The following is a 22452-nucleotide window of genomic DNA, read 5'->3' as shown; positions in this document are numbered from 1 at the left end:
CATGGACCTTGGTGAAATCAATCCCGTACTTCTGGTCGCTTCACTGATGGTGGCCGCGACCCCCTTGCTGCTTGCCGCGATCGGAGAGCTGGTCGTTGAGAAAGCAGGCGTTCTGAACCTCGGCGTCGAAGGCATGATGATTGTCGGTGCGATCAGTGGCTTCGCGATTTCGGTCGAGACGGGCTCGCCCTGGCTGGGCTTTGTTGCTGCTGCGATCGGCGGCGCTGTTCTATCGCTGCTGTTCGTCTTGCTCACGCAGTTTGCGCTGGCCAATCAGGTGGCCAGTGGTCTGGCACTGACCCTGTTTGGTCTGGGGTTCAGCGCGTTGATGGGGCAAAGCTATGTGGGGATCAAACCCCCCAGTATGGGCGACATCCATATTCCGCTGATCAGCGATATTCCGGTTGTCGGTCCGATCCTGTTTCAACATGACCCGATCCTGTACGTGGGCATCGCAATCACGGCAGCCGTCTGGGCGGTGCTTAAATACACCCGTCTTGGCCTGATCCTGCGGGCAGTCGGTGAAAACCACGATGCCGCGCATGCGCTGGGCTACAAGGTGATCAAGATCCGCATTCTGGCCATCATGTTTGGCGGCGCCTGCGCTGGTCTGGGCGGGGCCTATATCAGCCTGATCCGCGTGCCGCAGTGGACCGAGGGCATGACCGCCGGTGTCGGCTGGATCGCATTGGCCCTTGTTGTCTTTGCAAGCTGGAAGCCGTGGCGTGTCCTGCTGGGTGCCTATTTGTTCGGCGGCATTACCGTGTTGCAGCTTAATTTGCAGGCGGCAGGCGTTGCCATTCCCGTCGAGTATCTGGCAATGTCGCCCTATATCATCACGATCCTTGTGCTTGTGATCCTTTCGGCCGACAAGAGCAGCGCACCTGCCTCGCTGGGCCGGACCTTCCATGCCTCACACTAGGGGCCAACAGTACCAACTTGGGGAGTAACACATGAAATTCACTGCACTTCTGACGAGCGCCGCCATGGCGCTGGGTCTGGCCTCGGGGGCCATGGCCGAAGACAAGACCAAGGTCGGTTTCGTCTATGTCGGCCCGGTCGGCGATGGCGGCTGGACCTATGAACATGACAAGGGCCGGCAGGCCGTTGAAAAAGAGTTCGGCGACAAGGTTGAAACCGTATTCGTTGAATCCGTTCCCGAAGGCCCGGATGCCGAGCGTGTGATGACCCAGATGGCGCTGGAAGGCGCGGATCTGATCTTTACCACCTCGTTTGGCTACATGGACCCGACCATCAACGTGGCCAAGAAATTCCCGGACGTGAAGTTCGAGCACGCAACCGGCTATAAAACCGCCGACAACGTCTCGGTCTACTCGGCCCGTTTCTACGAAGGTCGCGCGGTTCAGGGCCACATCGCCGGTAAAATGACCAAGTCGAACATCATCGGCTATATCGGCTCCTACCCGATCCCCGAGGTGATCCGCGGCATCAACTCGGCCTATATCCACGCCAAGAAGGTGAACCCGGATGTCGAGTTCAAGATCGTCTGGGCCTACACATGGTTCGACCCGGCGAAAGAAGCTGACGCCGCCACTGTTTTGATCGAACAGGGCGCGGACGTAATCCTGCAACACACCGATTCGACAGCGCCGCAGGCAGCAGCGCAAGAAGCCGGCAATGTGATCACCTTCGGTCAGGCGTCGGACATGAGCGAGTACGCACCGCTTCCGCGTGTGTCATCGATCATCGACAACTGGGCCCCCTATTACATCGCGCGGACAAAAGCGGTAATGGACGGGACCTGGACGTCTTCCAACACCTGGGACGGTATCGGAGCAGGAATGGTTGAAATCGGTGAGATTTCGGACGCGGTTCCCGCAGATGTCAAGGAAGAGGCGCTGGCCCTGAAGGCGGCGCTTGCAGATGGCAGCTATCACGCGTTCACCGGTCCGCTGAAGAAGCAGGACGGCAGCGACTGGCTGGCTGAAGGCGAAACCGCTGACGACGGCACGCTGGCAGGCATGAACTTCTATGTCGAAGGGCTGGAAGGCGAAATTCCGCAGTAAGCTGTATCGTTAAGGAACGGAAAGGGCCCGCAATCCGTGTGCGGGCCCTTTTTTGTGCTGTGCGCACCTGAAGTGCCGAACAACGAATGAGTTTACCTCGTCAGCGCAATCGAGCTCAGATCCATCACGCCCTGCCCTGCCTTCGCCACCCCACCACGCTGAGACAGGCAAACAAGACTGCGGCGACGCAGACAATCGATGGCCCCGCCGGAGTATCGAACACATAAGCTGCCCGTAACCCCGCAACTGAGGAAATCGCGCCTATTGCTGCCGCTATCAACGCCATTGATTCGGGCGATCGGGCCAGATTTCGTGCCGCTCCCGCGGGAATGATCAGCATCGCCGCAATCAGCAATACCCCCACGACCTTGATCGCAACAGCCACGGTTACCGCCAGAGACAGAGTCAGAATCAACTGTTCCCGCCTCGGGTCGAACCCACTGGCATAGGCCAGTTCCTCATTCAATGTGGCCGTCAAAAGCTGAGCCCATCGCCAAGCGATCAGCGCCACGACAAGCGCCGCGCCGCCCCAGATCACAAGCAGATCCGAACGGGATACCGCAAGAATATCGCCGAACAGATATGCCATCAAATCAATGCGGACGCCGGACAAAAACGAAACGGCGACCAGACCGAAAGCCAAGGCGGAATGCGCCATAACCCCCAGCAGCGTGTCCATCGCATAGCCACGACCCGCCAACAAAGTGACCGTCAGCGCCATAATCAACGCAACAGCCAGCGCACCGGTGAAGATCGACATCTGAAAGGTCAGTGACAGGGCCACGCCCAGAATCGCGGCATGTGCGGTTGCATCACCGAAATACGCCATGCGGCGCCACACTACGAAACATCCAAGAGGTGCCGCCGCAAACGCAACGCCAATACCTGCAAGCGTTGCACGCATCATGAAATCGTCAAGCATCATTCCGCCGCTTCCTGAGGATCTGCATCATGGTCGTGGTGGTGATCATGCTCGTGCCGGTACAGGGCAAGCGCACCGCCTGTTCCCGTTCCGAACAAGGCCCGGTATTCGGGTGCCGAAGCGACCACCGCCGGCGATCCTTCACAGCACACATGGCCGTTCAGACAAATCACCCGGTCCGAGGCGCTCATGACCACGTGCAATTCGTGACTGATCATCAGGATTGCACATCCGGTTTCGCGGCGCACGGCCTCAATCTGCTGATAGAAACTCGCCGATCCGCGCTGGTCCAGCCCCTGGGTTGCCTCATCCAGCAGCAGGAGGTCAGGCTGGTTGATCAACGCCCGCGCCAGCAACACACGCTGAAACTGCCCGCCGGACAGTTGCGACATCTGACGTTTCAACAGATCCGGGACGCCCGCTTTTTCCAATGCCTCGACGCACTGACGGCCGGAGACACGGTCGGTCAGTCGCATGAATCTCTCGACCGAGATTGGCAACGTGGGATCCACGTGCAGTTTCTGCGGCACGTACCCGATCTTCAATCCGGGTTTCAGCGATACATGCCCGGCACTTGGCCTGGTCGCACCGATGATGGCGCGCAACAGGCTGGTTTTGCCCGACCCGTTCGGCCCGACGATGGTGACGATCTCGCCGGGTTCGACAGCCATGTCCACATGGCTGAGAACAGTGTTTGAACCATAGCGAACACTGAGATTCTCGACTGAGACGAGCGTCATTTTCAGGCCTTTTCGGTGCAGTCGGGGCAAAGTCCCTCGGCTTCTACAACCGTTCGCTCGATCTCGAAACCCGCTGCGCGCGCAGCGGCACCCAGAACACCTTTGGCCGGCGTGGACTGCGCCTCGGCAACAGCATCGCATTTTCTGCAAATCATGAATGCCGGCGAATGCGACGCGCCGGGATGAGAGCAGGCAACAAATGCATTCAGCCGCTCGATCTTGTGAACGAACCCGTTTTGAACAAGGAAATCAAGCGCCCGATAGGCGACCGGAGGTTGAGACCCGAACCCTTCCTCTCGCAGGCGGTCAAGAATTGCATAGGCACCAAGGGCCCGATGCTCTTGCAGCAGCATTTCCAAGACCTTGCGACGAACCGGCGTCAGGCGCAGCCCCTCGCCCTTGCAGCGCGCCTCGGCGGATACCAACGCAGTTTTGACGCAACTCTGATGGTCATGTTCCTGAAACCCGACCGGGGCCGCCTCATCGACAGAGACAGGATTCGTATCGCTTGTCATGTTATTTCATATCATGTATCGCCACTCGTAACGTTATAAAATCACACAGAGGGTCTGATGTCCAGAAAGCTTCTTCCAGTTTCGATCACGGTTGCATTGATGGGAGGAACGGCCATCGCGGACGTTCCGAACGTCGCGGTCGATATCGCACCGATCCACTCGCTCGTTTCCCGGGTTATGGACGGCGTCGGAACACCGGCCCTGATCGTCGCACCCGGTGCCTCGCCCCATGAATACAACCTGCGCCCGTCCGAGGCGGCCGCATTGCAGGATGCCGATCTGGTGTTCTGGGTAGGAGAAGACCTGACACCTTGGATGGAAAGTGCCATCGAAACCCTTGCCGACAGTGCGACGGTCACGTCCCTTCTTGACGCGGATGGTACGGTTCTTCTGGAGTTCCGCGAAAGCGCTGTTTTCGAGGCACACGATCATGGCGGCGAAGACGAACATGATCATGATGATGAGCACATCGAAGACGACGGGCACGATCACGATGATCATGAACATGGTCACGACGACCATGCAAAGGATGATGACCACGAGCATGATCACGACGACCACGCCAAGGATGATGATCACGGTCACGAAGAACATGCAGATCACGAAAAGCATGATGAGCATCATGATCACGCGCATGGCGCGCACGACCCACATGCGTGGCTTTCACCGGCGAATGCAGAAACCTGGCTGAACCTGATCGCCGCGCAGCTGTCGTCTGCCGACCCGGACAATGCTGGTGCATATTTTTCCAATGCCACAGCCGCGCGCGCTGAAATGGCCGCGCTGTCTGAACAAGTGGCCGAGACGCTTGGACCGGTTCGCGGAGGAAGCTTCGTCGTATTCCACGACGCCTACCAGTATTTCGAGGATGCATTTGACTTTCCGGCCGCAGGTGCGATTTCCATCGCCGACGCCGCGGACCCGAGCCCGGCTCGTATCGCCGAGATTCAAAGCCGTATCCGCGAAGAAGGTATCAACTGCGTTCTCGCTGAGCCGCAATTCAACCCGGGTGTCGTCAAAACCGTGCTAGACGGGACCGAGGCGAAAACGGGCGTAATCGATCCGCTGGGCTCTGATCTGGAACCCGGAGCCGATCTCTACCCGCAAGTCATTCTCAACATGGCGAGAACCTTGGCCGAGTGTCTCTAGCCCTGTTGCAAACCCGGCTCAGGTTGAGAAACTGGCCGGGTTCAACCTTTCAGGAGACGGGGCGGATCAACTCGGCGACCGAAAAAAACGGCAACCTCTTCATGCTCAACGGCGGTGCCAGAGAAACCGGGCACTGCCGCCTCTTCGACCAAGCGTGTTGCAACCAAACAAACCTTCAGGAACACGTCGCAATCACCAACGTGCTTGTCGGATCGCCTCGGAAACTGATTGGTCTCGCGCCTTGAGAAGTTCTTTCAGGAAGGTGATTTCAAACCCAACCTTTTCAGGGCTGCCTCCGCGGCCCGCGTCCACCGTTCCCGTAGGGCAGCGTTGGTGCTGTGGCGCAGGCCAAGTGATCTCAGATGCTCAAATCGTTTCGGGTCATCCTTCCCGAAAGACACCGCTACGCGTGGCCACCAATAGTCCACTGCGTCTTGCATGTCTTGCGACTCTCCGTTTTCAACCAGCTTCACGGCGCCTTCCAACGCCAGTTCGCCGTGATGTGCCTCGATCGGTGCGATCTGCCGGAAAGCCTCGGCCAGTGGCTGGTAAGAGACCGTCGAGAACTCGGCCAGTTGCTCTGCCACGGCACGGCTCATCAGCAGGTTCATGACGACGGCATCAGTCCAACCGGAAATCGGATAATTGAACACCGCAAGCCGCATGTCATGTTCGCTGCGGGTTGCGCCGATATCCGCTTTTCGATCCAACCGGGCAGTCCACGGGTGATGCGTGGCATAACGATCCGTGTCGGCACCGAACTCACCCATGATTTTCAGAACCCGGTCCGCATGGTCCGTCTTTTCCAGCACGATCTTCGCCGCCGCGATGCGTTCCTTTATGCCGGGGCCCTGGTTGATGACATCAGCAAAGCCTGCGGCACCTGCGAGTTCGCTGTCCACAAACGTAGCCATCAGTTTCATCAGCTCGGCGCGGTAACGCGGGGGTACGTTGGTCGGATTGGTCAGCACTCCGCCTGCGGCCAGATAGCTGTCAAGTGTCATGGCGTCGGTCATTGATCCTCTCCCTTTACTGGTCGTAGTCCACGACCACGCGGTCGGTCACCGGGTAAGCCTGACAACTCAGCACGTAACCTTTTTCGACCTCGTAATCTTCCAGCGCGTGGTTGGCGAGCATCTCGACTTCGCCCTCAAGAACACGGCAGCGGCAGGTTGAACAGACCCCGGCCTTGCAGGCGTAAGGTGCGTCCATGGCATTTTCCAGGGCGGCATCCAGAATGGACTGATCCTTCGGCAAGGTGACGGTCTGCGTCGCGCCGTCCAGTGTGATCGAAGCACTGGTCTGGTTTGCCTGCGTGCCTGCGTCGGCCGCGTCTGCCTTGCGTCTGGCCCGACCCGGCTGGGCGCTGGCGAAGAGTTCGAACTTGATCTGGCTGTCCTCAAGACCGTGTTCCCGCAGAGCGGCGGCAATACCCAGCATCATCGGCTCTGGTCCGCAGATGAATGCGGTGTCTGCATTCTTGACATCGATCCAGTGCTTGAACAGCTCTCGGCATTTTTCCTGCGTCACCAGACCGGTGAACAGATCAATCTCCTGCGCGTCGGTTTCCAGAATGTGGATGACGTTCAGCCGGCCCATATAGAGGTTTTTCAGATCCTCCAGTTCCTCGCGGAACATGATCGTGTTGATGCCCTTGTTGGCATAGATCAGCGTAAATCGGGATTTGGGTTCGCGTGCCAACGTGGTTTTGAGGATCGACAAAACAGGCGTGATCCCCGATCCGCCGGCGAAGCCAAGGTATTGTTTTTCCGCATCCGCTTCGATGGGCACGTGAAAATTGCCCATGGGCGGCATCGCCTGCACGACGTCACCTATGTTGAGCTCTTCATTTGCCCAGCTTGAGAACGCGCCACCCTCGACGCGTTTTATGCCAACCTGAAGAACACCGTCATCCTTGCCGGCACAGATGGAGTAGGAGCGGCGCAGTTCTTCACCGTCGAATTCGCGCCGGAACGTCAGGTACTGGCCGGCGGCGAAGTCGAACTGTTCCGCTGCGCCGTTAACAGGTTCAAGCGTAACGACAACCGCATCGCGGATGGTTTTGTGGATGTCGGTGACTTTCAAGTCGTGAAAACGTGCCATCCGGTGCTCCTCCTCAGATGCACTTGAAATAGTCAAAGGGTTCCAGACAGTCCGCGCAGCGCCAATGGGCCTTGCACGGGGTCGAGCCGAACTGGCTGACCTTTTCGACTGCTTTACTGCCGCAATGGGGGCAGCGATCCGGGCCGCCCGCGGGTTGCGGCGGCGCAATTCCATAATCTTCCAGCTTGGCGCGGCCTTTTTCGCTGAGCCAATCGGTGGTCCAGGCGGGTGAAATGCTGGTTTCTATGCGCAGATCCCCGATGCCGTGATCGCGCAGGGCGGTTTCGATATCCATACTGATGATGGATGTCGCCGGGCAACCGGAATACGTTGGCGTGACGGTTACGACCAGCGTATCAGCGTCCCAGCGCACATCGCGCACAATGCCCAAATCCACGACGGAAATCACCGGGATTTCGGGATCGGGCACGGCATCCAGCCAGCTCCATATCTGGTCAGTCGAGACCCGCATCCGCTTTTACCACTTTGCTCCGGGATAGGCGCGTTGCAGCCATTGCATCTGCGTCAGCAGATGGCCCAGATGTTCGGTATGCATGCGCCCGTTGCGGCCGCCTTTATGGGCAAAACGGCTTTCCGGAATGGTCAGCGTCGCCTGATTGAGGACCCGCTCAACCAGAGCGTCGTATTCCTCTCGCAAATCCGCCGGGTTCGGCGCGATCCCTGCGGCGACCATCTGGGCGTCCACCTCGTCGCTGGCAAACATCTCGCCCACATAGGGCCACAGGTAATCCAGTGCGTCCTGCATCCGTGCATGACTTTCCTCGGTTCCGTCGCCAAGCCCGACAACCGTGTCGCCCGAACGTTCCAGATGGTAGGTCACTTCCTTGCTGGCCTTGGCGGCGATTGCCGCGACCCGCTCGTCCGAGGAAGCCATCAGCCGCCCCAGCATGATCGAGTGCCACGCATCGAACAGGAATTGACGCATCAGCGTACGGCCGAAATCGCCGTTCGGCACCTCGACCAGCAACACGTTGCGGAAATCCCAGGCGTCGCGCAGGAAGGCCAGATCGTCGGCGCTTTTGCCACCATCGGCCTCTCCGGCAAGGCCCAGCCACATCTGGGTCTGACCAATCAGGTCCAGCGCGGTGTTGGCCAGCGCTATGTCTTCTTCCAGAACCGGCGCATGGCCGCACCACTCACTGACACGATGGCCGAGGATCAGGGTGTTGTCCCCCATCCGCAGCAGGAATTGCAGAAATGCCTCGTCCCGGGTCATCACATTGCCCCCACTTCATCGGGAATGTCGAAGAAAGTCGGGTGGCGGTACACTTTGCTTTGGCTTGGTTCGTACAGCGGGCCTTTGTCGCTGGGCGACGAAGCCGAGATGTTGTTGGCTTCGACCACCCAGATCGAGACGCCTTCGTTACGGCGGGTGTAAACATCGCGCGCGTTCTTGATTGCCATTTCCGCGTCAGGGGCATGTAGCGAACCGACATGTCGGTGGCTCATCCCATGCTGACCGCGGATGAAGATTTCCCACAGGGGCCATTCGGTATTCATCGGGTATCCTCCTCAGGGTAAGCTTATTCAGCAGCCAGATTGCCGGCCTGTTTCTTGCGGGCGTGGGCCAACAGCCCGTCACGGACCCACTTGCCGTCGTCCCATGCCTTGTTGCGCGCGGCCAGCCGATCCACGTTGCACGGGCCGTTGCCCTTGATCACGTCAAAGAATTCCGACCAGTCGGGTTCCGTAAAGTCGTAATGCCCCCGCTCTTCGTTCCACTTCAGATCCGGATCAGGGATTGTCAGACCCAGATATTCAGCCTGCGGCACGGTCTGGTCGACGAATTTCTGGCGCAGCTCGTCATTGGTGTTGATCTTGATCTTCCACGCCATCGACTGGGCCGAATGCACCGAGTCCTTGTCGGACGGACCGAACATCATCAGTGACGGGTACCAGAAGCGGTTCATCGCATCCTGCGCCATCTTGCGTTGCTCGGGCGTACCTTCGGCCATCTTGCGAATGGCATCGTAACCCTGACGCTGGTGAAAGCTCTCTTCCTTGCAGATGCGGATCATAGCTCGCGAATACGGCCCGTAGGACGTTCTTTGCAGCGGCACCTGGTTCATGATCGCCGCCCCGTCAACCAGCCACCCGACGGCACCGATATCGGCCCAGTTCAAGGTCGGGTAATTGAAAATCGACGAATATTTCATGCGGCCATCCAGCAGCATCTCGGTCAGTTCATCGCGGCTGACACCCAACGTTTCGGCGGCACAATACAGGTAAAGACCGTGCCCGGCCTCGTCCTGCACCTTGGCGAGAAGGATCGCCTTCCGCTCCAGCGTCGGCGCGCGCGTGATCCAGTTGCCTTCCGGCAATTGGCCCACAATCTCGGAATGAGCGTGCTGTCCAATCTGACGGATCAGCGTCTTGCGATACCCGTGCGGCATCCAGTCCTTTGGCTCGATCTTGATGTCCGCGTCGATCCGCGCCTGGAATTCAGCAAGCTTGTCCGGATCTTCATTCGACGCTTCGGATTCTACCATCTGAGCATACATGTCCCGTCTCCTCCGTTACACGCGTTCAAGTATAAGGGCCGCACCCTGCCCGACACCCACACACATGGTGCACAGGGCATAGCGCCCGCCGGTACGTTTCAATTGATAGGCCGCGGTCAGCACAAGACGCGCACCGCTCATGCCAAGGGGATGGCCCAGCGCTATTGCGCCACCGTTGGGGTTCACGTGGGGCGCGTCGTCGGGAAGACCCAGCTCGCGCAAGGTGGCAAGGCCCTGAGACGCAAACGCCTCGTTCAGTTCGATCACGTCCATCTGATCCACGCTCAGCCCTGCGCGGGCCAACACCTTGCGGCTGGCCGGCACCGGGCCGATGCCCATCACACGAGGTGCAACACCCGCAACCGACATGCCAACCACACGGGCCATCGGGGTCAGGCCGTTCTTGGCTGCTGCGGCCTCATTCGCCATCAGGATCGCCGCCGCGCCATCATTCACACCGGACGCATTTCCCGCCGTCACGGTTTTGTCGGGCCCGTTCACACCTTTCAGACCCGCGAGGTTTTCTGCCGTAGTTCCCGGGCGCGGGTGCTCGTCCGTATCAACGACAATCGGATCACCCTTGCGCTGGGGAACCGAAACCGGGGTGATTTCGTCCTTGAACACCCCAGCCGCATGCGCGGCGGCCCAGCGGGACTGGCTGCGCGCGGCAAAGGCATCCTGGTCTTCCCGGCTGATACCATAATCTTCGGCGACATTGTCGGCCGTTTGCGGCATGGAATCGACGCCGTATGCCTGCTTCATCTTCGGGTTCACGAAACGCCATCCGATCGTGGTGTCGTACACCGCGTTGCTGCGGGTGAACGCCGAACTTGCCTTGGGCATCACGAACGGCGCACGGGACATGCTTTCCACGCCACCCGCAATGGCCAAATCATAGTCGCCCGCCTTGATGCCGCGCGCCGCCATTCCCACGGCATCCATGCCACTGGCACACAGACGGTTCACCGTCGTTCCCGGCACATCAATCGGCAAACCCGCCAACAGCGCCGCCATACGCGCAACGTTTCGGTTGCTCTCGCCCGCCTGATTGGCATCGCCATAGATCACGTCGTCAACACTGGCCCAGTCGACCTGAGGGTTGCGCGCCTTCAATGCCGCCAACGGCAGAGCAGCCAGATCATCTGTGCGGACCGTCGAAAGCGCTCCTCCGTAGCGTCCGATCGGAGTGCGCGTCGCGTCACAAATGAAAGCGTCCATCTTAGAGTACTCCTGTTCCCATGGAACAATATCAACCGTCTGGTCGGTTAATAATTCCTCCCCTGATTCGATGCAAGTCTTATGTTACTCAATCTTCTTGTGTGCCGTACATCTTGTAACATTAAATGTGACTACTGACCAAAGAGGTTTTCTTGACTGCAAAAAAGACGACGCAGCCCTTCTTAACAATGGCAGGACATCCAGCAGCTCACCCGAACTTTGCCCCGCTGTGGGTCAGTCCATCAGCTCGGCTTCCAAGCTCGATAGCGAGGGGCGCGGCAGCCTGTCCAACAAGTGCGAGACAGCTTCTCTGCACGCCGCGCCTTTCCAGTCGTCCGGCAGGAAAACCGGTGGCAGGCTTGGGTGGCGCAGAACGATACGTCGCCAGGCATGCACCACCAGTACGCGCAGAACTGCCGAACGCATCGGATCGCCCGCCCCCTCTGCGGGCAAAAGCCGCTCAACAACCTGAATGGCATCCCAGAATTGATCATAGGCGGTTTTCAATGGCTCCGGCCCGCACAGGTCGCGAAGCCAGTTCGGGACGGACATCGTGTCGCTCTCGAAACCCAGAAGCTCTTCAAGATCATCCGGCATCGGCCCGGGCGCCATGGCCGTGGACGCATTCAGCGAGAAGTAATCCCCCGTCAGCATCAGGTCCGACAATTCCTTTCGGGAACTTTCCGAGTTGCTGGCGATGAGGACATGCCAGATATCCGGCATGTTCGGGTCGCGGGAATAGATACGCGGTGCGGCTGCAACGCTTTGACGGCGGCCAAAGCTGGTCAGCCTGTGCACACTGTTCCGACCAACCCGCGTGCTTTCAATCCAGCCTTCCTTGCGCAACCGATGCAACGCAACACGCGTGGCCTCGGCCCTGATCCCCGCCAGACGCGTAAGCGCGGTGATCAGTGATCCACTGATCTGATCTGATCCATCCTGCGCCAGATCGCCGAAAATCGTGACCAGAACAGACCACACCCGCTGGGTGCTTGTCGTGGTCAGCCGGCTGACACAGGTTTCAAACCAGTCTGGAGCGGTATCTTTCATTTGGACAGTATAATCAGGCCCGAGGGAATTGCCATCCGGCCCCGCGCGCCCGGTTTCGTACAGGGCCAGGATTTCGGCAACGGGATCGGTTCAGTCAAGCGTTATCGGGCAAGACAAATGATCGGCCGAGGCAGCGCCAGCTGCGCGCGGCCCGCGTTGCGTGCCGCTCTATTTGGAATGCATGTCACGTTTGCGGTTGCGAGTCCGTTTCGTGGCCTCGTCCGAGCCATCATGATAGGTTCCGAACCACTTGTCCCAGGGCATTTCTGCGTTGCCGTAATTGCATTCGTAATACCGGTGATGCAACTGGTGGAAAAACGCCCCGATCAACAACGCCTGACGGTCGCGCGCCCAGATCGCCTCGTACCCGGAATGAGACGAGGCGGCGCCCAACATCAGCCAATACCCCAGAAAGATCATGTGCACCGGGTTGCTGGGCAGTACCAGCACGATCAGGATGGCACTGAGATACCCCAAGGCCTCGACCGGATGCATCGACATGCCCGACCATGGGCCGGTGTTGACGTTGCGGTGATGTACGGCGTGAACATGTCTGTAGATGAATGGCTGGTGCAGAAACAGATGCACGACGTAGAAATGAAAGCTCTGCCAGATCGCCAGGATCGGAAACAGCAGCACGAACCAGACCGGATGCGCCGTGAAGCTGAGCGTGGCGATATAATTGTTGGCGTACATCCAGCGCAGAAAACACTCCAGCATCGATAGGATCGTCGCGCCAAAGACCATCGAATGGTAGATGTTGTCCCAGGTCTGATAGCCGAACTTATACAAAGCATTCTTGCGCTTCATGTAAGGCCGTGGGTCGTATTTCAGCAGCTTTCCCTGCCCGTCGACCCCGTAGAACCACATGTGCAGACCACCGGCGACGATCAACAGCAGCACCCAGTTCCGAATGAACACCCATGACATCCAGCCCGGGGCAAACGAAGCCTGCCCGGCATCGACGGGCTGTACCCAAAAGGCCACAAGGAAGGCCAAGGCCAGAAAGATCGAGCGGTCCGAGAACTGAAGCCAGTTCTGCCAAACCCATTTCGCCAGGACGCCGATTTTCGGCGGCCAGTTCCAGTACGGGGCGTATTTCACCGGCAAGTCCGGGTGCCAATGCCATTCGCGGCTCATGGGGCCGGGCTCGGGCGGTGCGTTGGTGGTGTCCTGAGGGTTCGCATCTTGAATCGTCACGTGATTGTCCTTTCCTGAATAAAGTCACCTTTTTCAGGACCAAGCCGGAGGCGGCTCGTAAGGATATTTGCGGGACGGCCGGCGATACATGATGTGACCTATTCGAGGAACGGGCGGCGGTTATCGTGCACATTGCGCGACCTGCCCCGCCGATCTGGTTTCTTGGGGGCACGAAAATCGGCCAGACGTTTCAGCCGATTTGCTTCAGGCGTGATGCAGGATCCGCCCATGTCGGCGAACGTATCGGCGCAAGATTGATGATCCGCCATGACATAGATCCGTTTCCTGCCCGCCGCGCACCGCCCTATTCGGCGGCCTTCAGGTCAGATCCTTGCGGGATCACTTCGTAACCGGGCTCTTCGGGTTCATCGTCCAGCATTTCCGATGGGAACCCCGGCGCGCGGATATCCAGCCCGGTTTTGTCTTCGAGCCGGCGGATGATGTTGGGGGAAAACTCACGAGGGCCGTATTTCTCGATCCCGTCCTTGAAAATCTCGATCATCAGCGGATTGATCTCCAGCGGCACCCCGGCGCGATCCGCCACCTCCTGAAACAGGCCGATATCCTTCAACACCAGGTCCATCGTGAACGAGATATCACGAGATCCGTTTAGGATGACCTGACTTTCGGTTTCATGCACGAAGGATGTTCCCGAACTGATCTTCATTGCCTCATACGCCGTATTCAAATCCATTCCGGCGGCCTTGGCGACCACAAGCGCCTCTGAACAGGTGATCAGGTTTGCAGTGGCCAGATAGTTGGTCAGCACTTTCAGTACCGAAGCAGATCCCAGTTCACCGGTATGAAGGATGCGACGCCCCATCGTGGTCAGAAAGGGCAGAATACGTTCGAACGTGGCGCGATCACATCCGGCAAAAATCGAAATGTTGCCGGTATCCGCCCGATGACACCCGCCCGAGACCGGACAATCGACGGCAGCGCCACCGCGTTCCTTCACCATCGCACCTAGACGCTTGACCTCAGCTTCATCCGTGGTGGACATCTCCATCCAGATTTTGCCCCCGGTCACTTCGGGCAGCATGTCCTGCATCACAGCGTCCGAAGCCGCCGGAGAAGGCAGGCAGGTGATCACCGCATCACAATCCCGCATCAGTTGTGCCGGATTCTCGGCGGCCTTTGCCCCGCGGTCGACGAAACCTGACACCAGGTCAGAGTTCAGATCATGTACGGTCAGATCAACGCCATTGCGCAGTAAACTGCCGCTGAGTTTCCCGCCGACATTTCCAAGGCCGATAAATCCAACTTTCATACCTGCGTTCCCTTTCCGGTGGCCAATCAGAGGACCAGCGCTGTTTTTCCCTGATGAAATCTACGGGCGTTGAATGCAGCGTGTAAAACGAATAAATATCGCCGGTATCCATAAAATTTTTTGGTGCTGGAAATGTCAAAAACGCCCAATCTGGTCTGGCTGCGGTCTTTTGACTGTGCCGCACGGCATATGAGCTTTACTGCTGCGGCAGAAGAGCTTGGCATCACCCAGACGGCCTTGAGCCTGCACGTCCGCTCATTGGAAGCACAGCTGGGCTGCCCTTTGTTCTTTCGTGCCGCGCGCAACCTCAGCCTGACAGAGGTCGGGCAGGCGTATGCGTTTTCAGTTCGGCGCGCCTTGGGCGATATCGACCTGTCAACCGCAAGCCTGTTTGGCTCCAGCCACAAGCATGAGCTGGTCGTGCGTGTGCCGATTTCCACGGCCAGCTTGTTCCTTGCCGGCAGATTGCCTGAGTTTTCACGCGCACACCCGGGTGTATCGATCAGGTTGGTTTCAAATATCTGGGCAGAATCCGCGGGCAGGGAAAACGTCGATGTCGAGCTGCGGTTGGGAAACGGGGAATGGAACGACGGGCCGTTCAGCAAGATCTCGGACGAACGTATCGTTCCGGTTGCAGCCGGATCACGAGATCGGAAATGGCCTTCGACGGAACAACTGCTGGTCAAACCCCAGATACAGATTTTGGGATTTCAGGACATGTGGCACCGGTATTTTTCCGCTTTCGGCACAGAGTATTCTCCTGCGGCGTCTTGCTTCACCGTGGACACGACAATTGCCGCCGTGGACATCGTGGCGGAAGGTGGAGGATACGCGGTAATCCTTGAGCGCTTTGCCAGAACCGCAATCAAGGCCGGAAGGTCCATCGCGATAGTCGGGGACGCCATTCCAATCGAACAGAGCCATTTCCTTGTCGATGGTCAGAGATCAAACGCGAACTCTGCTGCCAAACAGATGTTTGAAACCTGGCTCAAACAGATTTTCGCTTGAGATGTGCCTGCGGGCAGTGAGTTCGATCTTGTGTTTTTGCCAGTTACGCGCGTGCCCGCGTCTGCTTGCTGATCCAGTTTGCAAAAACTTGAACGGCGTCGTTCTTCTGACCTGTTGGCGTTGCGATATAATAGGCGCTGTTCGACGTGTTGGCGATCTGGCCGATTTCGGTCAGAACGCCGGACGCCAGCTCTTCTTCAATCAAATACGAGGGCAGAATGGCGGCACCCAAACCGACGACGGCGGCCTCGATCAGCATCGAGAACTGGTCAAACCGCATCCCCGGAAAAACCGCCCCCGGATCCAGCCCGAGTTGAGAGTGATAGGTAGACCACAGCTCGGGGCGCGAGGTCAGATGCAAAAGCGGCAGTTCAAAGGTTTGCGCACGGGTGTCCAGCCTGTGACGTCTCAGCAGCGCAGGTGCTGCCGTGACCACCAGATGCTCGGGGAACAACCTGCGCAATTGCGCGCCCGGCCAATCCTCCTGCCCGAAATGGATGGCCAGATCCATACGTCGTTCTTCAAGGCTGAAAGGCGTCGTGTAAGAGTGCAGATCCAGTTCGATTCCGGGATGGCGCGTTTTGAAATCCGGCAGGCGCGGCACCAGCCACCGTGTCGCAAAGGTGGGCAGGACGGCCAGGGTCAAAAGCGACGCACCGTCTCCGGCTGCAATCGCACGGTTGATCGTGCCGCTGAGACGTTCAAGATCACCTGCCAGCTCGTCCCGCAAGGCCCGCCCCGCTTTGGAAAGGCGCACTGCGCGTCCAACCCGCCGAAACAACGTAACGCCAATCGCGGCCTCAAGCTCTCGGACCTGACGGCTGATCGCGCTTTGCGTCACGCCAAGCTCTTCGGCCGCCATGGTATAGCTTTCATGGCGCGCGGCGGCTTCGAAACTGCGCATTAGGGCCAGAGATGGCAGTGAGTTGATCCGGGGCATGGAACTCATGAGTTTTAGTCACTGAAAAGATACTCATTGGCGTATTTTTCTCAAGTAACTTTGTGGCTAAAACCGAACTTGATTGCAGAGGAAGGTTCATGGTGTTCCAGCGCGCTGACCGGTTGAACGGTATCGAATTGTCGGAAATCGTCCAGATCTCAGAGGCCGCCGCCCGCCTGCGCGCCCAAGGGCGTAATATTCTGGCGCTGTCAACCGGCGAACCGGACCTGCCGACGCCGCCCCGTGTGGTCGAAGCTGCGCATTCAGCGGCACTGGAGGGCAAAACCAAGTACCCGCCCACTGCCGGTGTGCCTGAACTACGCGCGGAAATTGCCCGACAAGCAGGTGCCGAGATGACCCAGGTCATCGTATCAACAGGCGCGAAACAGGTGATCGCAAATGCGATGCTGGCCAGCCTGAACCCCGGCGACGAGGTCATCATGCCCGCCCCCTATTGGACCAGCTATTCCGATATTGTCCGGATGGCAGGTGGGGTGCCGGTTGTTCTGCCCTGCCCGATGGAACAGGGCTTCAAACTGCTGCCTGAACAATTGCAGGCCGCCATCACACCGCGCACGCGCTGGCTGATGCTGAATTCACCCTCGAACCCGTCGGGCGCGATTTACGCTAAGGCAGAACTTGCGGGGCTGGCAGAAGTGCTGGAGCGCCACTCGCAGGTCTGGGTTCTGGCCGATGAGATTTATCGACATCTCAGCTTTGCACCTTTCACGTCCGCGGCCGAGGCCGCCCCGGCACTGACCAACCGCATGCTGATCGTCAACGGTGTGGCCAAGGCTTGGTCGATGACCGGATGGCGCATCGGCTGGGGGATCGGGCCGTCCGATCTGATAAGCGCCATGGTCGCTGTTCAGGGTCAGGTCACATCGGGGGCATGCTCGATCTCGCAATGGGCGTCGCTGGCCGCGATCACTTGCGACCCCGAGTTGCTGGAGGAGCGTCGCGCCCTCTTTGCCGCGCGCCGCGATCTGGTCGTCCACGGGTTGAACGCAGTACCCGGGCTGCACTGTTCCACCCCGGACGGGGCGTTTTATGCCTTTCCGTCCTGCACTGGCCTGCTGAAAGAACAAGGCGGGCCATTTGACAGTGACGCGGAATTCTGCACGTGGTTGCTGGAAGATGCCGGCGTTGCCCTGGTGCCCGGCCGTGCCTTTGGGATGCCGGGCCATCTTCGCCTGTCGTTCGCTTATGCTGAAGATACAATTGCAGCGGGCCTTGCGCGTCTCAAAACCGCTGTGGAAAGGAAACTTGCATGAAACCTCAATCCGCCCCGCACCTTGGCCCCTTCACCTGGGACGATCCGTTCCTGCTGGAAGACCAGCTGGCCGAAGACGAACGCATGGTTCGTGATGCCGCACATGCCTACGCGCAGGACAAACTGCTGTCTCGGGTAACTGCCGCGTTTGCCAATGAAGAAACCGACCCGGCCATCTTTCGCGAGATGGGTGAGATGGGTTTGCTGGGAACAACCATTCCCGAGGAATACGGCGGTATTGGGTCCAGCTATGTGACCTATGGTCTGGTCGCGCGCGAGGTCGAGCGTGTGGACAGCGGCTATCGTTCGATGATGTCGGTGCAGTCCAGCCTGGTGATGTATCCGATCTACGCATACGGCACCGAAGAGCAGCGCCAGAAATACCTGCCCAAACTGGCAACCGGCGAATTTATCGGCTGCTTCGGGCTGACGGAACCCGATGCCGGTTCGGACCCCGGCTCGATGAAGACTGTCGCGAAGAAAACCGAGGGCGGCTATGTGCTGAACGGGTCGAAAATGTGGATCTCGAACGCCCCGATCGCCGATGTGTTCGTCGTTTGGGCCAAATCCGAAGCGCATGGCGGCAAGATCAAAGGCTTTGTCCTGGACAAGGGAACGGCTGGACTGTCGGCCCCCAAGATCGAAGGCAAGCTGTCTCTGCGCGCCTCGATCACCGGTGAGATCGTGATGAACAATGTCGAGGTCGGCGAGGACGCCCTGCTGCCCAATGTCGAAGGTTTGAAAGGCCCGTTCGGCTGTCTGAACCGTGCGCGTTACGGCATTGCCTGGGGATCGATGGGCGCCGCCGAGGCGTGCTGGCACGCGGCCCGGCAATATGGGCTGGACCGCAAACAGTTTGGTCGTCCGCTGGCGCAGACACAACTGTTCCAGCTGAAGCTTGCCAACATGCAGACCGAAATCACGCTGGGCCTGCAAGCCGCGCTGCGCGTGGGTCGCCTGATGGACGAAGCCCGCGCCGCGCCCGAGATGGTCAGCCTGATCAAACGGAACAATTGCGGCAAGGCGCTTGAGATCGCCCGCCATGCCCGCGACATGCATGGTGGCAACGGGATCAGTCAGGACTTCCACGTGATCCGGCACATGGTGAACCTTGAAACCGTCAACACCTATGAAGGCACCCATGATGTGCATGCCCTGATCCTGGGCCGTGCGCAGACAGGCCTGCAAGCCTTCGCCTAAGGACATCTGACATGGATCGCGCCGCAATCGTGCATGACAATTTCCTGCGCCGTGTTGCGGCGCGGGACTTTCCCGAAGGGCCCGCACCGGCCGGACCGCTGAGCGGTCATGAAGCCGTCGCACTTTACAGGGCGCAATGCCTGAGCCGGGCGCTGGACCGGCAAAGCCGCGCGATGCAGAAGGCGGGTCAGGGGTTCTATACGATCGGGTCATCCGGGCATGAGGGCATGGCGGCCGTTGCCGCGGCCCTGCGCCCGACCGATCCGGCGTTTCTGCACTACCGCGATGCGGCCTTTCAGATTGCCCGCGCGGATCAGGTGCCGGGCCAAAGCCCGACATGGGATATTCTGCTGTCCTTTGCCTCGTCTTCCGAGGACCCGATCAGTGGCGGGCGTCACAAGGTTCTGGGATCGAAAGCGCTGTGCATTCCGCCGCAGACCTCGACCATCGCCAGCCATCTGCCGAAGGCGGTCGGCGCGGCATATGCCGTCGCCGCTGCACGGCGTCATCGCCCTGAACATGCAGACATGCCCGAGGATGCCATCGTCTATTGCTCGTTCGGGGATGCCTCGGCCAACCATTCCACCGCACAGGGCGCGTTCAACACGGCGCAGTGGACGTCCTTTCAATCTGTGCCTCTGCCCCTTCTGTTCTGCTGCGAAGACAACGGGATCGGTATCTCGACCAAAACGCCGAAAGGCTGGATCGCGGCCACTTTCGCCAACCGTCCGGGCCTGAAGTATTTCTCGTGCGACGGGTTGGATCTGTTCGACACCTATCGCGTTGCGCAACAGGCGGCCGACTATGTGCGCAGCCGCAGGAAACCTGCTTTCCTACATGTTCGGACTGTTCGCCTGTACGGTCACGCCGGGGCCGATATGCCAACCACCTATATGCCAAAAGCCGAGGTTGAGGCCGAAGAAGCCAACGACCCGCTGCTGCATTCCGTGCGCCTGTTGGATCAGTGCGGCGCGATGAGCCCGGAACAGGCGCTGAGCGTCTACAATGATACCTGCGCCCGGGTCGCCCGCGTGGCCGAACAGGCCATCACGCGCCCTCGCCTGCAAAACGCAACAGAGGTGATGGCCAGCCTGATCCCGCCCGCACGCCCCTGCGCGCCGACCAATGGCCCAACACCCGAGCGTCGGGCCGAGATTTTCGGCGGCGATCTCAAGGCCCATTCCGAACCGCAGATCATGTCGCGATTGATCAACTGGGCACTGACCGATCTGATGCTGGAACATGGCGAGATCGTCATGATGGGCGAAGATGTCGGGCGCAAAGGTGGCGTTTACGGCGTGACCCAAAAGCTGCAAACACGGTTTGGCCCTGACCGGATGATCGACACGTTGCTGGACGAACAGTCGATCCTGGGCCTGGCGATCGGCATGGCCCAGAACGGGTTCACGCCAATGCCGGAAATCCAGTTTCTGGCCTATCTTCACAATGCCGAGGACCAGCTGCGAGGTGAGGCCGCCACCCTGCCCTTTTTCTCGAACGGTCAATACACCAACCCGATGGTCGTGCGCATTGCCGGACTGGGGTATCAAAAAGGGTTCGGCGGACACTTCCACAATGACAACTCGGTTGCTGTATTGCGCGACATTCCGGGCCTAATCCTGGCCTGCCCGTCGAACGGTGCCGACGCCGCGCGGATGCTGCGTGAATGCGTGCGCCTCGCGCGTGAAGAACAGCGGCTGGTCGTTTTCCTCGAACCCATCGCCCTCTACCCGATGCGGGACCTGCACGAGGCCGGAGACGGCGGCTGGATGCAAACCTATCCCGACCCTTCTGAAAAGATCGGCTTCGGCGAGGTGGGCGTGGACGGTGACGGCGACGATCTGGCCATCGTCACCTTTGGAAATGGCGTCTATCTCAGCCATCAGGCGCGCACGGTCTTGCAGGCCGACGGGATCAGGACACGGATCATCGATATGCGCTGGTTGTCCCCTTTGCCCAAAGCGGCACTGACACAGGCCGTGACCAGGGCCAAACGCATCCTGATCGTCGACGAAACTCGCCACCATGGCGGCGTGGCCGAAGCTCTGATGGCGCATTTTCATGAAACATGCGATGTGCCGCTGGCCCGTATCACCGCAGAAGACAGCTTTATCGCCACGGGCCCGGCCTATGCTGCGACCATGCCATCGAAGGACAGTATCGAAGCCGCCGCGCGATCCTTGATGGAGGCCGGCACATGAGTTCCGCCAAACAGACTGCCGTCGTCATCTGCCCTGGCCGCGGTACTTACAACAAACCCGAACTGGGTGTCCTGGGCCGGCAATTCAGCGACAAGACCGTGTTGCGACGCTTTGATGACATGCGGCGCGCGCAGGGGCAAGAAACGCTCAGCGAACTGGACGGTGCGGCCCGATATTCCATTGCCAAGCACACCCGCGGCGACAATGCATCTGCTTTGATCTATGCAGCGACTTTGGGTGATTTCCGCGCCATCAATCCTGACAAAATCGAAGTGGTTGCGGTGACGGGAAATTCGATGGGCTGGTATTCGGCGCTGGCCTGCGGCGGTGCGCTGTCCGCCGAAGGAGGGTTCGAGGTGGTCAACACCATGGGCACTCTGATGCAGGAACACATGATCGGTGGACAACTGATCTATCCTTTCATGGATTCCGACTGGCATCCTGACCAGACCCGCAAGGCAGAGCTGCTTGCCTTGGTGGATGACATTGACCGAACCGATGCAACGTTGACCCTGTCGATTGATCTGGGTGGCATGTTGGTGCTTGCAGGCGACGACGCCGGTTTGGCCGCGTTCGAAAAGGCAGTACCGGTGGTTCAGGAACGTTTTCCCATGCGATTGGCCAACCATGCCGGGTTCCATTCGCATCTTCAGGCTCCGGTCTCGGCGCAGGGCCGCACGAAACTGAGCGCTGGCCTGTTTCGACAACCGGACCTGCCCCTGATCGACGGGCGTGGCCGGATATGGTGGCCCGGAGCTTGCGACCCGAATGCACTTTGGGATTACACTCTGGGCCATCAAGTGACCGAAACTTATGATTTCACCCATGCCATCGCACAGGCCGCGCATGAGTTCGCACCGGATCTTTTCATTGTTACGGGTCCTGGCACCACGCTGGGCGGTGCCGTCGCGCAAAGCCTGATTCTGACCAATTGGTCCGGGCTGTCGGACAAGTCGACATTTCAGTCTCGCCAAGGAAACAGCCCGATTCTGTGTTCGATGGGAATGGTTGATCAAAGGAAACAGGTGACATGAACCTGTGGGCCCACCGGTCAGCCTCAGAGCCGGCGCGCCGAGGCTGCCAAGCCGTTTCAGAAAACCGGTGCAGGTAGTCC

Annotated in this window: 22 protein-coding genes; 8 read left to right on the top strand and 14 right to left on the bottom strand. The window is 59.2% G+C overall.

What is annotated here, in order from left to right; genetic code table 11:
• The first annotated feature begins 1 nt into the window (after window position 1).
• Both ACR0LI_RS17225 and ACR0LI_RS17220 read left to right on the top strand, forming a co-directional pair.
• Window positions 2-922 (top strand): ABC transporter permease, encoded by a 921-nt coding sequence (locus tag ACR0LI_RS17225; protein WP_171232333.1) that lies wholly within the window; start codon window positions 2-4, stop codon window positions 920-922.
• 31 nt (window positions 923-953) lie between these two features.
• The gene (locus ACR0LI_RS17220; protein WP_171637080.1) at window positions 954-2027 is read left to right on the top strand and encodes a BMP family ABC transporter substrate-binding protein; all 1074 of its coding nucleotides are present in this window, start codon (window positions 954-956) and stop codon (window positions 2025-2027) included.
• 124 nt (window positions 2028-2151) lie between these two features.
• Here ACR0LI_RS17220 and ACR0LI_RS17215 read toward each other — a convergent pair whose 3' ends face one another.
• From ACR0LI_RS17215 to ACR0LI_RS17205, 3 genes are read right to left on the bottom strand one after another with little or no spacing between them, the layout of a single operon-like run.
• Window positions 2152-2949: a metal ABC transporter permease gene (locus ACR0LI_RS17215; protein WP_171637225.1), complete on the bottom strand. Its 798-nt coding sequence runs from the start codon at window positions 2947-2949 to the stop codon at window positions 2152-2154.
• A complete protein-coding gene (locus ACR0LI_RS17210; RefSeq protein WP_171723877.1) occupies window positions 2949-3689 on the bottom strand; it encodes a metal ABC transporter ATP-binding protein in 741 nt (246 codons plus the stop codon). Before ACR0LI_RS17210 ends, ACR0LI_RS17215 begins: the two co-directional genes overlap by 1 nt.
• A 2-nt stretch (window positions 3690-3691) precedes the next feature.
• Window positions 3692-4204 (bottom strand): Fur family transcriptional regulator, encoded by a 513-nt coding sequence (locus ACR0LI_RS17205; RefSeq protein WP_171119062.1) that lies wholly within the window; start codon window positions 4202-4204, stop codon window positions 3692-3694.
• 57 nt (window positions 4205-4261) lie between these two features.
• Between ACR0LI_RS17205 and ACR0LI_RS17200 the strand changes: the two genes are divergently transcribed.
• Window positions 4262-5353 (top strand): zinc ABC transporter substrate-binding protein, encoded by a 1092-nt coding sequence (locus ACR0LI_RS17200; protein ID WP_480718921.1) that lies wholly within the window; start codon window positions 4262-4264, stop codon window positions 5351-5353.
• A 254-nt stretch (window positions 5354-5607) separates the two neighbouring features.
• Here ACR0LI_RS17200 and ACR0LI_RS17195 read toward each other — a convergent pair whose 3' ends face one another.
• The 10 genes from ACR0LI_RS17195 to ACR0LI_RS17150 form a co-directional block, all read right to left on the bottom strand.
• Window positions 5608-6369: a Phenylacetic acid catabolic protein gene (locus ACR0LI_RS17195; protein WP_480488456.1), complete on the bottom strand. Its 762-nt coding sequence runs from the start codon at window positions 6367-6369 to the stop codon at window positions 5608-5610.
• 13 nt (window positions 6370-6382) lie between these two features.
• Window positions 6383-7456, bottom strand: a complete 1074-nt coding sequence (locus tag ACR0LI_RS17190) for a 2Fe-2S iron-sulfur cluster-binding protein (protein ID WP_480718920.1) — start codon at window positions 7454-7456, stop codon at window positions 6383-6385.
• A 13-nt stretch (window positions 7457-7469) separates the two neighbouring features.
• Complete coding sequence (paaD, locus tag ACR0LI_RS17185) at window positions 7470-7928, bottom strand: 1,2-phenylacetyl-CoA epoxidase subunit PaaD (protein WP_171118426.1); 459 nt, start codon at window positions 7926-7928, stop codon at window positions 7470-7472.
• Window positions 7929-7934: 6 nt separating this feature from the next.
• On the bottom strand, window positions 7935-8693 hold the full coding sequence (gene paaC / locus ACR0LI_RS17180; protein WP_209835369.1) for a 1,2-phenylacetyl-CoA epoxidase subunit PaaC: 759 nt from the start codon (window positions 8691-8693) through the stop codon (window positions 7935-7937).
• Complete coding sequence (gene paaB, locus ACR0LI_RS17175; protein ID WP_171118424.1) at window positions 8693-8977, bottom strand: 1,2-phenylacetyl-CoA epoxidase subunit PaaB; 285 nt, start codon at window positions 8975-8977, stop codon at window positions 8693-8695. Before paaB ends, paaC begins: the two co-directional genes overlap by 1 nt.
• A 23-nt stretch (window positions 8978-9000) precedes the next feature.
• Window positions 9001-9978: a 1,2-phenylacetyl-CoA epoxidase subunit PaaA gene (paaA, locus tag ACR0LI_RS17170; protein WP_171118422.1), complete on the bottom strand. Its 978-nt coding sequence runs from the start codon at window positions 9976-9978 to the stop codon at window positions 9001-9003.
• 15 nt (window positions 9979-9993) lie between these two features.
• Window positions 9994-11196, bottom strand: coding sequence for a 3-oxoadipyl-CoA thiolase (gene pcaF / locus ACR0LI_RS17165; protein ID WP_209835370.1), 1203 nt, complete (start codon window positions 11194-11196; stop codon window positions 9994-9996).
• A 234-nt stretch (window positions 11197-11430) separates the two neighbouring features.
• Window positions 11431-12246: a PaaX family transcriptional regulator C-terminal domain-containing protein gene (locus ACR0LI_RS17160; protein WP_171232340.1), complete on the bottom strand. Its 816-nt coding sequence runs from the start codon at window positions 12244-12246 to the stop codon at window positions 11431-11433.
• Between the two features lie 168 nt (window positions 12247-12414).
• Window positions 12415-13446 (bottom strand): sterol desaturase family protein, encoded by a 1032-nt coding sequence (locus ACR0LI_RS17155; protein WP_480718919.1) that lies wholly within the window; start codon window positions 13444-13446, stop codon window positions 12415-12417.
• A 304-nt stretch (window positions 13447-13750) separates the two neighbouring features.
• A complete protein-coding gene (locus ACR0LI_RS17150; protein ID WP_480718918.1) occupies window positions 13751-14716 on the bottom strand; it encodes an NAD(P)-dependent oxidoreductase in 966 nt (321 codons plus the stop codon).
• 132 nt (window positions 14717-14848) lie between these two features.
• Here ACR0LI_RS17150 and ACR0LI_RS17145 point away from each other — a divergent pair, with 132 nt between their 5' ends.
• Complete coding sequence (locus ACR0LI_RS17145; RefSeq protein WP_171723884.1) at window positions 14849-15724, top strand: LysR family transcriptional regulator; 876 nt, start codon at window positions 14849-14851, stop codon at window positions 15722-15724.
• Window positions 15725-15767: 43 nt separating this feature from the next.
• Here the strand turns inward: ACR0LI_RS17145 and ACR0LI_RS17140 are convergent, their stop codons facing one another.
• Window positions 15768-16673: a LysR family transcriptional regulator gene (locus ACR0LI_RS17140; RefSeq protein ID WP_480446260.1), complete on the bottom strand. Its 906-nt coding sequence runs from the start codon at window positions 16671-16673 to the stop codon at window positions 15768-15770.
• An 89-nt stretch (window positions 16674-16762) separates the two neighbouring features.
• Between ACR0LI_RS17140 and ACR0LI_RS17135 the strand changes: the two genes are divergently transcribed.
• Genes ACR0LI_RS17135 through ACR0LI_RS17120 form a run of 4 tightly spaced genes read left to right on the top strand, consistent with a single transcriptional unit; the run spans window position 16763 to window position 22372 of the window.
• Window positions 16763-17938 carry a pyridoxal phosphate-dependent aminotransferase gene (locus ACR0LI_RS17135; RefSeq protein ID WP_480718917.1) on the top strand — a complete coding sequence of 392 codons (1176 nt, stop codon included), beginning with the start codon at window positions 16763-16765 and terminating at the stop codon, window positions 17936-17938.
• Window positions 17935-19137: an acyl-CoA dehydrogenase gene (locus ACR0LI_RS17130; protein WP_171170247.1), complete on the top strand. Its 1203-nt coding sequence runs from the start codon at window positions 17935-17937 to the stop codon at window positions 19135-19137. Before ACR0LI_RS17135 ends, ACR0LI_RS17130 begins: the two co-directional genes overlap by 4 nt.
• Before the next feature lie 11 nt (window positions 19138-19148).
• Window positions 19149-21338 (top strand): thiamine pyrophosphate-dependent enzyme, encoded by a 2190-nt coding sequence (locus ACR0LI_RS17125; RefSeq protein ID WP_480718916.1) that lies wholly within the window; start codon window positions 19149-19151, stop codon window positions 21336-21338.
• On the top strand, window positions 21335-22372 hold the full coding sequence (locus ACR0LI_RS17120) for an ACP S-malonyltransferase (RefSeq protein WP_480718915.1): 1038 nt from the start codon (window positions 21335-21337) through the stop codon (window positions 22370-22372). The genes ACR0LI_RS17125 and ACR0LI_RS17120 overlap by 4 nt, the downstream gene beginning before the upstream one ends.
• The last annotated feature ends 80 nt before the right edge of the window (window positions 22373-22452 follow it).

Source organism: Ruegeria sp. CL7, from assembly GCF_056536445.1.
Note: the sequence above shows the minus strand (reverse complement) of the source record. Positions and strands in the feature narration are given on the sequence as shown.